The 13416-nt window shown below is 52.1% G+C and carries 13 protein-coding genes and 1 pseudogene; 3 read left to right on the top strand and 11 right to left on the bottom strand.

Translation table 11 applies throughout. The features are described from left to right. Window positions 1–19: 19 nt before the first annotated feature. From fliI to fliF, 4 genes are read right to left on the bottom strand one after another with little or no spacing between them, the layout of a single operon-like run. Entirely contained in the window at window positions 20–1390 is a 1371-nt protein-coding gene (gene fliI, locus RYZ59_RS00070) for a flagellar protein export ATPase FliI (protein WP_005127755.1), read from the bottom strand. Next, window positions 1390–2097: a flagellar assembly protein FliH gene (gene fliH / locus RYZ59_RS00065; protein WP_202038343.1), complete on the bottom strand. Its 708-nt coding sequence runs from the start codon at window positions 2095–2097 to the stop codon at window positions 1390–1392. Before fliH ends, fliI begins: the two co-directional genes overlap by 1 nt. Continuing rightward, window positions 2090–3085: a flagellar motor switch protein FliG gene (fliG, locus tag RYZ59_RS00060; protein ID WP_048211311.1), complete on the bottom strand. Its 996-nt coding sequence runs from the start codon at window positions 3083–3085 to the stop codon at window positions 2090–2092. Before fliG ends, fliH begins: the two co-directional genes overlap by 8 nt. Next, window positions 3078–4757 carry a flagellar basal-body MS-ring/collar protein FliF gene (gene fliF / locus RYZ59_RS00055; RefSeq protein WP_318048698.1) on the bottom strand — a complete coding sequence of 560 codons (1680 nt, stop codon included), beginning with the start codon at window positions 4755–4757 and terminating at the stop codon, window positions 3078–3080. Before fliF ends, fliG begins: the two co-directional genes overlap by 8 nt. A gap of 216 nt (window positions 4758–4973) precedes the next feature. Between fliF and fliE the strand changes: the two genes are divergently transcribed. After that, window positions 4974–5288 carry a flagellar hook-basal body complex protein FliE gene (gene fliE, locus RYZ59_RS00050; RefSeq protein ID WP_005127749.1) on the top strand — a complete coding sequence of 105 codons (315 nt, stop codon included), beginning with the start codon at window positions 4974–4976 and terminating at the stop codon, window positions 5286–5288. Window positions 5289–5377: 89 nt separating this feature from the next. On the opposite strand, the gene RYZ59_RS00045 is transcribed toward fliE, so the two are convergent. The 3 genes from RYZ59_RS00045 to yedE form a co-directional block, all read right to left on the bottom strand. Next, window positions 5378–6664, bottom strand: a complete 1287-nt coding sequence (locus tag RYZ59_RS00045) for a hypothetical protein (protein ID WP_318048696.1) — start codon at window positions 6662–6664, stop codon at window positions 5378–5380. Between the two features lie 289 nt (window positions 6665–6953). After that, window positions 6954–7187: a sulfurtransferase-like selenium metabolism protein YedF gene (yedF, locus tag RYZ59_RS00040; protein WP_000790504.1), complete on the bottom strand. Its 234-nt coding sequence runs from the start codon at window positions 7185–7187 to the stop codon at window positions 6954–6956. Beyond that, window positions 7184–8410, bottom strand: a complete 1227-nt coding sequence (gene yedE / locus RYZ59_RS00035; RefSeq protein ID WP_411961635.1) for a selenium metabolism membrane protein YedE/FdhT — start codon at window positions 8408–8410, stop codon at window positions 7184–7186. The genes yedF and yedE overlap by 4 nt, the downstream gene beginning before the upstream one ends. A gap of 164 nt (window positions 8411–8574) precedes the next feature. Between yedE and yedD the strand changes: the two genes are divergently transcribed. Further along, a complete protein-coding gene (gene yedD / locus RYZ59_RS00030) occupies window positions 8575–8988 on the top strand; it encodes a lipoprotein YedD (RefSeq protein WP_121584786.1) in 414 nt (137 codons plus the stop codon). Between the two features lie 40 nt (window positions 8989–9028). Here yedD and amyA read toward each other — a convergent pair whose 3' ends face one another. From amyA to fliD, 4 genes are all read right to left on the bottom strand, one after another. Further along, a complete protein-coding gene (gene amyA, locus RYZ59_RS00025) occupies window positions 9029–10516 on the bottom strand; it encodes an alpha-amylase (protein ID WP_318048692.1) in 1488 nt (495 codons plus the stop codon). A 68-nt stretch (window positions 10517–10584) separates the two neighbouring features. Then, window positions 10585–10956, bottom strand: coding sequence for a flagella biosynthesis regulatory protein FliT (fliT, locus tag RYZ59_RS00020; RefSeq protein ID WP_005127745.1), 372 nt, complete (start codon window positions 10954–10956; stop codon window positions 10585–10587). Beyond that, window positions 10956–11363, bottom strand: coding sequence for a flagellar export chaperone FliS (fliS, locus tag RYZ59_RS00015; RefSeq protein ID WP_061068105.1), 408 nt, complete (start codon window positions 11361–11363; stop codon window positions 10956–10958). The genes fliT and fliS overlap by 1 nt, the downstream gene beginning before the upstream one ends. 15 nt (window positions 11364–11378) lie before the next feature. After that, entirely contained in the window at window positions 11379–12782 is a 1404-nt protein-coding gene (gene fliD / locus RYZ59_RS00010; protein WP_202038348.1) for a flagellar filament capping protein FliD, read from the bottom strand. A 254-nt stretch (window positions 12783–13036) separates the two neighbouring features. On the opposite strand from fliD, the pseudogene RYZ59_RS00005 reads away from it, so the two are divergent. Beyond that, a pseudogene (locus RYZ59_RS00005) lies at window positions 13037–13416 on the top strand (flagellin FliC); the annotation flags it as partial.

Raw genomic sequence — 13416 nt, 5'->3', positions numbered from 1 at the left:
CCTATGCTCTCCTGCTTATTCACACACCAGGGAAAATCAGATCCAAAGCCTGCAGGGAGTCTTCCCAGTCGGCTCGTTCAAAGATGCCTTGCTGTAAAAATGCTTCCAGCTGTGGCCATAAGGCAATGGCTTTATCCAGCATGGGATCGCTGCCTTTGGCGTAGGCGCCTACGCTGACCAGATCGCGGTTACGCTGGAAACTGGACAATAGCTGTTTAAAGTTGCGTACTCGCGCATAATGTTTCTCGCTGATTAAGGCGGTCATTGCGCGGCTGATTGAGGCTTCAATATCAATGGCCGGATAGTGACCCGCTTCTGCCAGATGACGGGACAACACAATGTGGCCGTCGAGAATCGCGCGGGCGGAGTCAGCAATAGGGTCCTGTTGGTCATCGCCCTCGGTCAGTACGGTATAAAATGCGGTCACGGAACCGCCGCCATGAATACCGTTTCCGGCCCGTTCAACCAGTGCGGGTAATTTCGCAAACACCGACGGTGGATAACCTTTCGTTGCCGGAGGTTCGCCAATCGCCAGCGCAATTTCACGCTGCGCCATCGCATAACGGGTGAGGGAATCCATAATCAGCAGCACGTGCTGACCACGGTCGCGAAAATCTTCGGCGATGCGCGTGGCGTAGGCTGCACCCTGCATACGCAATAGTGGTGAAACGTCCGCCGGAGCGGCAATCACCACCGAGCGCGCACGTCCCTCGGCGCCAAGAATATTTTCAATAAAATCTTTAACTTCGCGTCCACGCTCGCCAATCAGACCGACAACAATGACATCAGCCTGGGTATAGCGTGCCATCATGCCGAGCAGGACGCTTTTACCCACACCGGAACCGGCGAAAAGCCCCATTCGCTGACCGCGACCGACGGTTAACAGCGCATTGATAGGCCGTACGCCAGTATCCAGTACGTGTTCAATCGGGGTACGTTGCAGGGGGTTAAACGGCGGAGTGATTAGCGCCCCTGTTTCCGTGGTGTCGGGAGCTGGCAGCCCATCAAGCGGCTTCCCGCTGCCATCGAGCACACGCCCCAGCAGGGCAGGACCCAGCGGTAATTGTTTCCCGCTTTGCAGCCCTTCGCCGGCGATGTTTTTCGCGTATACGCGCGCGCCCGGCAGAACGCCTTCGACCTCTTCGAGCGGCATCAGAAACAGGCGTTGACCATTAAAACCAACCACTTCGCTTTCAACTTCCTGGGTTTCGTTGCCATCCTGACGCTCAATAACGCAGGTGGCGCCCAGCGGTAACTGCAGGCCCGTAGCTTCCAGTACCAGCCCGGTGGCGCGGGTCAGACGCCCGTAACGACGCACCGCAGGCAGCAGCGACATTTTCTCTTCGAAGTTGTCCAGCGTGTTGAGCCAGCGAGTCAGGCGAGTGGTCATTACACGACTCCCGGCGCTGCCAGACGGCAGAGCTCTTGCCAGCGGGTGGCAACACTGGCGTCCAGATCGCCTTCGTCAGCAGAGACTTTACAGCCACCGTGATGCAGTGTTGGATCGCCACGCAGTCGCCAGCCGTGCAGGCTGAGGGTCGCCCCGAGCATCTCTTCCACTCGTTGCAGATCGTCCGGATGGACGCGCAACTGCGGTTTGCCGCTAAACAGCGGCTCCTGTTGCAACAGCTGTTGGATTTGTTTAATCAGCGCGGCGTTATCGACGATGGGCGTCTGACCGATAACCTGGCGCGCTGCTTCCAGTGCCATTTGCATCAGGCGCGATGCAATGACGCTGTCCAGGGCATCCAGTGTATTCTGAAACTCACTGACCAGTTGCTGCATGCGGGCATGAATCGGCGCATGTTGGGCGCGAGCCTGGTTCTGACCTTGTTCCAGCCCCTGGGCCAGTCCGTCCTGATAACCTTGTTCGTGTCCTTTTTGCCGACCTTCAGCCAGGCCGGCGTTATATCCTTGCTCATGGGCCTGGAGCTGCATTTGCGCCAACTGCTGCTCAAGCTGTTGTTCAGCAGATAGCTGTGGCTCTTCTGTCTCGTCGGACGGCCGATCGTCGGTATGATCGGCCAGTACAAACTCCGCCATTGGCGGGGCGAGGTCGTCAGGCGTCCAGACTTTCCATGGCAGATCGTTAGACATAGGTATCCTCGCCGCTGCCGATCACCATCTCGCCGGTCTCGGCCAGACGACGTACGATAAGCAGAATCGCTTTCTGTTCGTTTTCCACCTGCGACAAACGTACCGGACCGCGGTTGGCAAGATCGTCGCGCAGGATATCGGCGGCACGCTGCGACATGTTGCGCAGGAACTTCTCGCGCAATGGTTGCTCGGCACCTTTCAGGGCTATCAGCAGCGATTCGGAATCCACTTCCTGCAACAGACGCTGGATGCTGCGATCGTCGACATCCACCAGATTTTCGAACAGGAACATCTCGTCGATAATTTTCTGCGCCAGCTCGCCGTCGAATTCGCGCACCGCGGTAATAACCGCTTCTTCCTGTTGCGTCTTCATCAGGTTGATAATTTCTGCTGCTGTCCTCACGCCGCCCATTTTGCTGCGCTTGAGGTTCTGGCCGTCGAGCAATCCGTTCAGCACTTCGGTCAGTTCTGCCAGCGCGGCAGGCTGTACGCCGCCGAAAGTAGCGATACGCAGCATGACATCGTGGCGTAAGCGCTCGTCGAACAGCGCCAGAATATCGGCGGCCTGGCCCCGTTTGAGGTGCACCAGAATGGTGGCGATAATCTGCGGGTGCTCGTCGCGAATAAGATCGGCGGCGCTTTGTGGCTCCATAAAGTTGAGCGTTTCAATGCCGCTGGTGGTATCGCGCGTTTCCAGAATGTCTTCCAGCAGGCTGGAGGCTCGTTCTTCGCCCAACGCTTTTACCAGCACGGAGCGCAGGTATTCGTTGGCGTTGATGTTCAGGGCGGCAAACTGCTCGGCTTCTTGTTCAAATTCGGCCAGAACCTCCGTCAACTGCTTGTTGGAGATCTGACGCACGTTGGCCATTGCCGTACTGAGGGCCTGCACTTCGCGCGTGGAAAGGTGCTTAAAGACCTCCGCCGCGCGATCTTCGCCAATGGTCATCAATAAGATGACGCTTTTATCGGTGCCGCTAAGATTACTCATGTTCGTTATTTATCCACTGGCGAATGACCAGCGCCACGACGCGCGGATCGTTATCAGACATTTCACGGATACGCTGGCTCATGACTTCAGCACCCAGACGCTGGTTGTTACGGCGCTGCTGGGTCTGCTCGTCTTTGCTGAGGCGAACTTCAACTGCTTCTTCCGTTTCCTGGCGAATACGTGTTTGTTCTTGTGCGGCTTTGACCTCTTCGCTGCGACGCATCAACTGCGGACGCACCGCTTTACGCCACAGGACCCAGGCCACCAGCAGAACCAGTAACCAACGACCAGCTACCATCAGCTGTTCAATAAAGGACTGCTGCTGCCAGAACGGAAGCTCTCCGCCCGTGTCATCACTCGCGGTGAAGGGGGAATTCACGACATTCAGGGTATCGCCGCGTTTTTCAGAGAAGCCCATGGCCTCGCGGGTCAGGTCCTCAATTTGTTTCATTTGGTCAGCGGTTAGCGGCAGCGGTTTGCCATCCGGTAACGTTTTATAGTTGACCACTACCGCCACCGACAGGCGCTGTACATCACCCACATTCATCTTGGTGTGACGAATGGTACGGTCAACTTCATAGTTGCTGGTTTCGTTACGCTGCGTGCTTCGCGGGCCGGCATTGGCGTTATTCGCCGTTTGCGTGGTTTGCGCATTCGGCGCATTTTGCTGATTAGCTGGTGGCGTATTAATCGGGGCCGTATTCGCCGGGGCGGGTTGGTTAGACAGTGCGCCCGGTACGCCGCCAGGCGCTCCGCTTCCTATCTGCTCGCTGACGTTAAGCTGGCGTGAACGCAGAACAGCCTGTGAGTCGTCGCCATTTGGGCTGTACTTTTCTTCGGTTTGCTCTTTGTTGGCGAAATCCAGCTGTGCAGTAACCTGCGCGTGTACGTTGCCGTTACCGACAATTGGCGACAGGATTGATTCAATACGACGCTGTACGCGACCTTCAACATCGCTGGCATATTTCAGCTGCGCATCGTTCAGGTCGCGGCTGCTGGTGTTCGACTGGGTTAACAGATGTCCTGCCTGATCGACCAGCGTCACGTTGCCCGGCGGCAAGCCTGCGACAGCGCTGGAGACCAGATGCGTTACCGCGCTAATCTGACCTTCGTCCAGTGCTCGCCCCGGTTCCAGGTTTACCGTCACGGAGGCAGAAGGGGCCTTTTGTTCACGTACGAACAGTGACGGTTTGGGCATCGCAAGATGGACACGGGCGCGTTTCACCGGCCCCAGGGTTTCAATGGTACGGGCTAATTCGCCTTCCAGCGCTCGCTGGTAATTGACCTGCTCGCTAAACTGGCTGATACCAAACTTTTCCTGGTCCAGTAACTCAAAGCCCACCGCGCCGCCTTTCGGCAGCCCTTGCTGTGCCAGACGTAAACGCAGTTCGTGAACTTTATCAGCAGGGACTTCAATGGCGCCGCTTCCCTCAGTGAAACGATAAGGAACGTTCATCTGCGTCAACTGCGTGACAATCGCGCCACCGTCCTGATCGGATAAGTTACTGAACAGTGTGCGGTAGTCAGGTGTTTTGGCCCACAGGACCATCGCAACGATGATAGCGACGGCAGCGGCACCCGCCACAATCAGAGGGATTTTGGGATTCGCGCGCAGGCGATTTAACCACTCGAGAGGTTTCAGTTGGGTTGCAGTCGATGCTGTCGCACTCATCTCGCACCTCGTGGCTTATCGTGGACGGCGTTTTTTGCAAAGTGGAACAAGACTCACTCCCGGGTCAGCAAACTCGAAAAATTGACGGTCTCATTATTTGCGGTTTCGAATTTTTCTATGCGTTAAAAACCGAGGTTTTTTATCGTTATTTAGCGCCTTTATCTTATTGACGAGCTGGTAATCTCTGCTACGTGAAAAATCATCCAGGGGATCAGAATGTCGGCAATACAGGGGATTGAAGGGGTTATCAGCCAGCTACAGGCCACGGCTATGTCAGCGAAAATGCAGGATGTGCAGCCACAATCGACCGTGAGTTTTGCCGGACAACTGCACGCGGCATTGGACAGAATCAGCGATGTGCAAACCGCCTCTCGCGTTCAGGCTGAAAAATTTACCTTGGGTGAACCAGGCATTGCGCTAAATGACGTGATGACCGATATGCAGAAAGCGTCGGTTTCGATGCAGATGGGTATTCAGGTGCGTAACAAACTGGTATCAGCCTACCAGGAAGTCATGTCGATGCAGGTGTAGGTTCTGTTGGTTTTTTCACTATTCCAGTTTGCGCCAGAATAGTGAATGCTCATGTTATGATAGTGCGGCCTTATTATCGGCCGCATTTTTTATCTCCAGTATCTGGGATAAAAATCAATATATTGACTGATACTGTACACGGATGTAATGACACAAATGATAGCAATAAGAAGAAACGCGACTTTTCCGATTTTTTCTATTCTCATTGCGGACAAGGCAATAAGAAAAGTAATAAGAAATCCAATTTTAATCCTGTCAAATGTGTATGTCGCCGCGTGTTCAAACATAGCAATATTTTCTATCAGCATAAAGCAAATGATTGCGATTAAAATGGAAATTTTAATGTATTGATCTTTGCTAAAACTATTGCTTTTCTTGACAAATAATGAGGCGAATGCCAAAAGAATCGAGGAAACTAACCATGGACCATATGCCTGATATACAGATAGCCACCATTCACTCCAGCCAATATATGTTTTCTCCATTCCCCGGATGCTTGCCCGACTGGATAATTCGTTAAAGTATGGCCCAAGTCCAACCATGAACGAATAATACCAAAGCAGTGTCAAACCACCTGAAATTGCTATCAGAGTGTAAATGATTGTATTTTTATATCCGGATTTTAGCTTGAAGTCATGAATAAGAACAACGACGAATAATGCGATACACATCAGGTATGCGGTCCACTCAATCCAGCATGCAAGGGCTGATATGATGCCAAGTGCAATCACCGTCCTGCGGTTTATGCCCATAGCCACTATCAGAAATGCGGCGGCTGCAAAAATCTGGAATGTTTGATGTGCCCACATTGATAGTTGATGAGAGTGCATCGGTTCAACGGCAAATAACATCGGAATGACGGACAGGAAGGAAATTATCTCACTATGTTTTGATGTTCTGGTTATTGTTGAGATGGCAAAGTAAATAAGAATAATCGAAATAATCCAAAATAACATATTGACCCATTGCAACATCTCCCAGGATATCGGTATCCCCGATATCAGTGAGGCCATTTTTATTACACCATAGGCAACTACCATTGAACCGGGTGGGAAGGATATATATATGGCTTCGTTATTTATTCTCGGAGAGGGCAGAACTGCTGAGCCTGGTATTGATGGGTTATCTGTAACTGTGCATGGGTTAACTAAATCAACACATGGGCGGGATATAGCAAAATAATGTTGGTTGAATGGAAGGGTATCATAGCGTTTTAATGTGTTGAAAAAATGAGCTGATGCCTCGGCGTTTTCCCATCTTTGATTCCAGTGACTTTTGTCAGACGGTGAACCATGATTATAACTATACAGGCTTATCGCTGTGACCAACCATAGAGCAGTAATGATTACGGCCCCTATGAGGGTAGACTTACGCATCAGGCTTCCTTATTTTAGTGAACCTTTGTGATTTAACAAAAATTTATAAATTAATGCAGGTCAATGTTGTGTCCATATGTCTACAGGATGATTCATGAATGGTGTGGGCTGGAGTAAACAAAGGTGCACATTGGGTAGAGGCTGGCATTATACAGATTATGGTAACTATAGTGTCATTGATTTTAGGCTGCCAGTGCATTGTTGTTGTATAAAAGGCGAGAGAAAAAGCGTTGCGGCAACAACGACTCATATTGACGCTCCCGCAGCGTATCGCTGTGGGAGCGCTGGGTTATTTTTGAATCAGATAGCGAATAGTTGGCCCATCCTGCTGAATATCCAGCACCGTATACCCATGGTTACGCGCATCCAGCGGAATATTGTTGATTGACTGCGGGCAATCGCTGACCACTTCCAGAATTTCACCTTTCTTCAACTGCGGCATGGCTTCCAGCGTGGCAACAGCCGGGTAAGGACACGGTTCACCGACCATGTCGAGGCGATAATCAGGGACGATATTTTTCATGCGGATTCCTTAGCAGGCGTCAGCCCGGCACGGCGGAAGAAACGCTTTTCCCAACCGATGATGAGCATCAACGCGATAAACAACAGCAGATAAGTCACCAGTAGCCCGCCGAGCGGCCCAAAGGTGTCGAGCAGATTCACTTTATCCCAGCGAGTGGCCAGGGCAGGGGCAAAGTCATCCCAGTAGTAAGCCAGAATGGTCGAACCGATAACGTTACCCAGTCCCACCCACCAGTAATGTACCTGGCCCTCAACCGCACGGTACATCCAGCCTGTCTCACACCCGCCTGCCAGCACGATCCCGAAACCAAACAGTAAGCCGCCGATCACCGCATTGGGACCGGCCCACATAATCTTCGGCTCAACGCCCAGTTGCACATAGCTAAAGATACCAATGGCGCTCACCGCCATGCCGAAGATGATGGCTTTTGCCATATGGGTGCGCCCGGAAATCCACAAATCGCGGAAGGCCGAGGTAAAGCAGATTTGCGCCCGTTCAATCAGCAGGCCGAACCCAACGCCAAACAACATGGCCAGACCGAGTTTGGGTTTATCCATCGCGGTGAGTAGCGCCCAGCCGATCATGCCGATAAACACCAGCATACCCAGGCGGAAACGGCGACGGGCCTGATCCGGCTTTTGCGTTAACGGCGAAGCGGCGGAGACTTTCTGCATTTTGACCGGAATACGGAACATCGGCAGCAGGGTAAAGCGGGCGCCAAACCATGAGCCAATAGCTGTGGCCAGCGCAAAAAACCAGGCGTGTAGTGAGAACTGCGGAATGCCGGTGAAGAATGCGGCCAGGTTACAGCCCATTGCCAGCCGGGCACCGAATCCGGCGATCGCCCCGCCGACTATCGCCTGCATAATGCGCACCCGACTGCGCGGCATGCGTAATTTGACGTTGTTGGCCCACAGCGCGGCAGCGAAACAGCCGCCGAACATACCGAGGATCATCATCCCGTCGATACGGGTCAGGGGCGAGCCTTCGAGGTGGATCAGTTTATAGTATCCCCACTCTTCGGCGTGCACGCCAAACAGTTGCAGGATTTGCCCACCCCAGCGGGTAAATTCGCCGGTAACGGCCCAGAAGGTTCCCGTAATGCCGAAATAGTAGGTGGAGAGAATACCCGCTGCGATAACCGCAGGGGCAGGGGCCCAAAATTTAATTAACCAGGCCTGTTTGAAGTGTTGCCATGACATGCGTTGTGCCTCTGAACTCAGAAGGTATGTAACAAGAAGCGTGGATATTACACCTGTCAGAATTTTTGACTATGAGTAATAAGAGGTAACACCGTCTGGATCAATCTTTCTCCGGGCTGCCGAAAGGCTGGCGACATCAGGGCTTTAATGCCACAATCCCCTTTTCTTCGCATGCAGGATGAATGATGAAAAAATTAGCAATCGTTGGTGCATTGTTGGTACTTGCCGGCTGCGCCGAGGTACAAAATTATAATGACGTGGTGAAAACACCAGCCCCTGCCGGTCTGGCAGGTTACTGGCAGTCGAAAGGTCCGCAGCGCGCGCTGGTGAGCCCGGAAGCTATCGCCAGTCTGATTGTCACCAAAGAGGGGGATACGCTGGATTGCCGTCAGTGGCAGCGAGTGATTGCCGTCCCCGGGAAATTGACCATGCTCTCCGGTGACCTCACCAACGTGACGGTGAAACGCGAGCTGTATGAAATCGATCGCGATGGCAATACGCTGGATTATGACGGTATGACGCTGCAACGGGTAGAACGCCCGACGCTGGAGTGTGCCGAGGTGTTAAAGAAAACGCCGTTAGCTACACCGCTGCCATAAGTATTGCGCCCCGGTAGCCTGTCGCCACCGGGGTTAAGTGCTACAACACGTCTTCAATCACCCACACGCTGACGCTGCCGCCATCACAGAAAAACGTCGCCACGCCGTTTTCATCGGTCACTACGCTTTCTGCGCGATTCCCCAGATAATCACGCCAGGTTTTATTGCCGTAATTTGCGCCAAGCGCGATGCTCTTTTCACCGTCATCGCCATTGGACAGCACGACGACGCACCCGGGATCATCATCCGTACCGCTGCGACTGAAGGCGATACAGTTTGGATGATCAAAATAGAGCGTTTGTACGCCGTGGGCGAAGCGCTGGCGGGCCAGGATCAATTCATCAAGTTGTTCAATAATCGGCATGTCGATGGTGTAGGTTTCGCCATCACCGCCAGTATCTTCATAATGTGCGCCGTAGAGATCGGGGTAGAACACTGACGGCACGCCGTTTTCGCGCAGCAGGATCAGCGCGTAGGCCAGCGGCTTAAACCATGCCTCGACCGGGGCTTCCAGCGCCTGTAACGGCTGGGTATCATGGTTCGCAACCAGCGTCACCGCATGAAAGGGATCGGCCTCCACCAGCGTATCGGTGAAAATCTGGCTCATGTCATAATCGCGCCCCTGGCGGGACGCTTCGTGAAACTTCATTTGCAAAGGGGCATCAAACAGCATGGTTTTCCCCTCGACCTGGTTAATATAGGTTTGCAGTTTATCGACCTCATGGGACCAGTATTCCGCCACGATAAACAGCGGCTTCGGGGCGACTTCCTGGACGTGCTCGATCCACTCTTTATAGAACCATGCCGGGATATGTTTGACGGCATCCAGGCGAAAACCATCGCAATGGGTTTGATCCATCACCCAGCGCGCCCAGTATTTGAGCTCTTCGGTCACGGCATGATTGCGAAAATCGATATTTTCGCCCATCAGGTAGTCAAAGTTGCCCAGTTCGTCATCGACCTGATCGTTCCAGCCTTCGCCGGTATAATCATTAACGATTTTAAAAATGCCGTCCTCGGTGGGATTTTCAATATGATCGATGCCGCTGAAGCATTTGTAGTCCCAAATGAATTGAGAGTACTGACCCGCACGGGCGGGGAAGGTGTAGCGGGTCCAGGCCTCGCATTCGACGATCTCATCGTCAATCTGCGTGCGGTCATCGGCGTTGACGCGCTGAACCTGAATGTGTTCTTTCTCATCGGCGCCCATTTTATGGTTGACCACCACATCCAGCAGTACCGCGATATCGTTGTGCTTTAACGCGTCGATTGCTGCCAGTAACTGATTTTTATCGCCGTATTTGGTGGCAATAGTGCCTTTCTGGTCGAATTCGCCTAAATCAAACAGATCGTAGGAGTCATAGCCAACGGAGTACCCGCCGGACGCACCTTTATAGGCGGGAGGCAGCCATACCATATTGATGCCGATATCGTTAAGTCCGTCCGCGCGTGCGGCGAGCTCCGGCCAGAGCTGGCCGCCATCAGGGTAATACCAGTGGAAGTACTGCAATAAGGTGGGATTTTTCATCTTCCGTGCTCCAGAAGCCGTTTGGCCGACCTCTGGAGTATGGAAGATTATTCAGACGTAACGGGAAATTATTGTGGGGCAGTTGGGGCGTCGGGAACCAGCAACATACCGGAAAGCCGACCGTAGGCGTTATTTAGCGTCTTCTGGCGGGTTGACTGACCGATCAGCGTGCTGAGTTCATCCAGACGCTGCTGCAATAATGCTTTGAGCAACTGTTCGTTATCCAGCGTCTGTTTAATATACCCGGCAATCAAATCCTGAACGCTTCGCGTAATGCCAGATGGAGTTTGTTCTTCCATGACCACTTCAATACTTTGCAGATAGGTAACTTCCTGTTCCAGTAAAAGGTCCCATTCACCTCGCTGCGCCAGTTCCAGCAGCGAGTGACTGAGCAGCGCAATGCGCTGCCAACGGTTGATAAACTCCACGGCTGAGGTCATTAACGGGACTCCTGGGACGACGCGGTTGGTGAGATCTGTTTCCAGGCATCCGCGATGTTTCCGAGCAACCCTTCGACTTCTTCAATCGCCTGACAATCATTATTCAGATTGGCGTGCAATAAACGGCGAACCATATAGTCGTACAACGAAGAAAGATGGGTGGCGATCTCTCCTCCTTTTTCGTGGTCCAGGCCCGCCTTCAGACCATTATCGATGATATTGATTGCCTTGCTTAATGCTTCACCTTTGGCAACGATATCGCCTTGCTGCATAAACAGACGAGCGCGCACCAGGGCGCTATGTGCGCCATCAAACAACATTTCGATCAACTGATGCGGGTTGGCGCTCATCACGGCGCTTTCCACGCTGACCTGTGCATAGGCTTTGGTACCGCTCGCGGTATACATGCTTACCTCGTGTTATCAGGAATTATTCATCGCTGAAAATTGTTGGCCCAGATAGGTACTGGTGCTGTTCAGCTTACTCATCATGGAATCGAGTTGGGTAAACTGTGCTTTATAGCGAGCCACGACTTCATCAATGCTATTACTCACGGTCAGATACTGCTTAGTCAGCAGTTTCAGGTTGGCGTTAATATTGTCTTGCGCATTGTCGATAATACCGTCATCGGCCAGATAGCTTTTTACTTCGGTGGCAATCTTGGTGGTAATACCGGTTTCTTTGCCGTCACCCACCAACAGTTCACGGGTCGCTGCCGTGTTATCTTTCAGTGCCTTAGCCAGTTTTTCTTCATCAATTTTTAACTTGCCAGTGCCGCCATCCTGAGTAATGCCAATCTCAGACATGGTTTTAAACGGGGACTCGCTGCCGCTGTTAGCAAATGGCGCACGAATACCGTTTTGAATGGTACGGAGAACACTGTCGCCCAGTAACGCGCCGTTATCTGTACTTGCCGCTTCACCCGGTTCAACTTCTTTATATTTAGTCAGCGTACCAAAGGTATCGACCAGTGAGTTATAGGCTTCCACCCAGGCTTTAATTGCCGTTGTGGCCTTTTCATCACTTTTTGTTACCGTGATAGAGGCATCTTTTACTTCTTTGGTCAGTTCGAGCGTGATGCCCTGCGGTGCGTCAGTTACGGTATTGCTTTGACGTACAATATCAATGCCGTTAACGGTCAGCTGCGCATTTTGCGCACCGACCAGTTGCTTCATTTTCCCGCTGCCCGCTTTGCTGTCATAGGACAGTAAATCGCTCAGTTTCGAATCATTCGAGACGGAGATGGTCATTTCGCTTTCAGTGCCGCTTTCCGCGGTTAACACCAACTGATAATCGTCTTCCTTAACCTTCACCAGACTTGCCGAAATACCGCTGTCCGCATCGTTAATGGCATCACGAATATCCTCCAGAGAGGTTTCGCCTTTGCCTAACTTGATTTCCAGGGGTTCTTTACGACCCGGTTGTGAAATCGTTATGGTGCGTTCATCAACACTGGTATCGCCCAACTGTTCTTTGGTAGAGGCAATTTTGGTCGTGGTTGATAGCGACTGTGCTTGCGCCAGTTTGGACACGCTGACGGTATATTTACCGGGAGCAGCACCGGCGGTCGTACTGACCTTTAAGTCTTCTGTGCTGCTGCTTGCCGTGGTGCTTTTAAACAGATCGGCATTGTTCAGTGCGGTATTCGCCGTTTGAAATTTTTCTAATGCACTTTTCAGCGTACCGTACGCGGTCAGACGCGAGGTGTTAGCACTTTGCTGCTGGGTAATGGGCGTTAAACGCTTTTTCTCAGCAGTGGTTAAGTTTGTCAGCAATGTGTCCAGTGGTAAGTTCGAGCCAACGCCCAGTGATGTAAATGAAGGCATGCCTAATTCCTTGTGATTGCAAACAGTAGTTAACCGCTATATCGGCAATCTGCGCGCAAAGTTTAATAATAGTTTTGCAAAAATAAAGCGCGGAATAGTGGTAATTAAAGCGGGTATTTCCGGGGCTAAAAAAAAATGGGCGGAAAGTGAAAATTTTCTAAAGTTCGAATTTAAGGTGCCGATACATGGGTTACGGTCAGAAACCGTGGGCAACAGCCCAATAACATCAAGTTGTAATTGATAAGGAAAAGATCATGGCACAAGTCATCAATACAAACAGCCTGTCGCTGTTGACCCAGAATAACCTGAACAAATCTCAGTCTTCTCTGAGCTCCGCTATTGAGCGTCTGTCTTCCGGTCTGCGTATCAACAGCGCGAAAGACGATGCTGCTGGTCAGGCGATTGCAAACCGTTTCACCTCTAACATCAAAGGTCTGACTCAGGCGTCCCGTAACGCCAACGATGGTATCTCCATCGCGCAGACCACTGAAGGTTCTCTGTCTGAAATCAACAACAACCTGCAGCGTGTTCGTGAGCTGGCGGTTCAGTCTTCTACTGGTACCAACTCCCAGTCTGACCTCGACTCCATCCAGGCTGAAATCACTCAGCGTCTGAACGAAATCGACCGCGTATC

The organism is Citrobacter sp. HN-141 (genome assembly GCF_033341895.1).
Lineage (GTDB): Bacteria > Pseudomonadota > Gammaproteobacteria > Enterobacterales > Enterobacteriaceae > Citrobacter.
The sequence above is the reverse complement of the archived record's forward strand: the minus strand, read 5'-3'. Positions and strand labels throughout refer to the sequence as shown.

Coding starts and splice junctions, on each gene's coding strand:
- RYZ59_RS00045 (WP_318048696.1), bottom strand. CDS start 6,664: ATGCGTAAGTCTACCCTCATAGGGGCCGTAATCATTACTGCTCTATGG.
- amyA (WP_318048692.1), bottom strand. CDS start 10,516: ATGAAAAATCCCACCTTATTGCAGTACTTCCACTGGTATTACCCTGAT.
- fliE (WP_005127749.1), top strand. CDS start 4,974: ATGTCGGCAATACAGGGGATTGAAGGGGTTATCAGCCAGCTACAGGCC.
- fliD (WP_202038348.1), bottom strand. CDS start 12,782: ATGCCTTCATTTACATCACTGGGCGTTGGCTCGAACTTACCACTGGAC.
- fliG (WP_048211311.1), bottom strand. CDS start 3,085: ATGAGTAATCTTAGCGGCACCGATAAAAGCGTCATCTTATTGATGACC.
- fliF (WP_318048698.1), bottom strand. CDS start 4,757: ATGAGTGCGACAGCATCGACTGCAACCCAACTGAAACCTCTCGAGTGG.
- fliT (WP_005127745.1), bottom strand. CDS start 10,956: ATGACCTCAGCCGTGGAGTTTATCAACCGTTGGCAGCGCATTGCGCTG.
- fliI (WP_005127755.1), bottom strand. CDS start 1,390: ATGACCACTCGCCTGACTCGCTGGCTCAACACGCTGGACAACTTCGAA.
- yedF (WP_000790504.1), bottom strand. CDS start 7,187: ATGAAAAATATCGTCCCTGATTATCGCCTCGACATGGTCGGTGAACCG.
- fliS (WP_061068105.1), bottom strand. CDS start 11,363: ATGTATACCGCGAGCGGTACCAAAGCCTATGCACAGGTCAGCGTGGAA.
- yedD (WP_121584786.1), top strand. CDS start 8,575: ATGAAAAAATTAGCAATCGTTGGTGCATTGTTGGTACTTGCCGGCTGC.
- fliH (WP_202038343.1), bottom strand. CDS start 2,097: ATGTCTAACGATCTGCCATGGAAAGTCTGGACGCCTGACGACCTCGCC.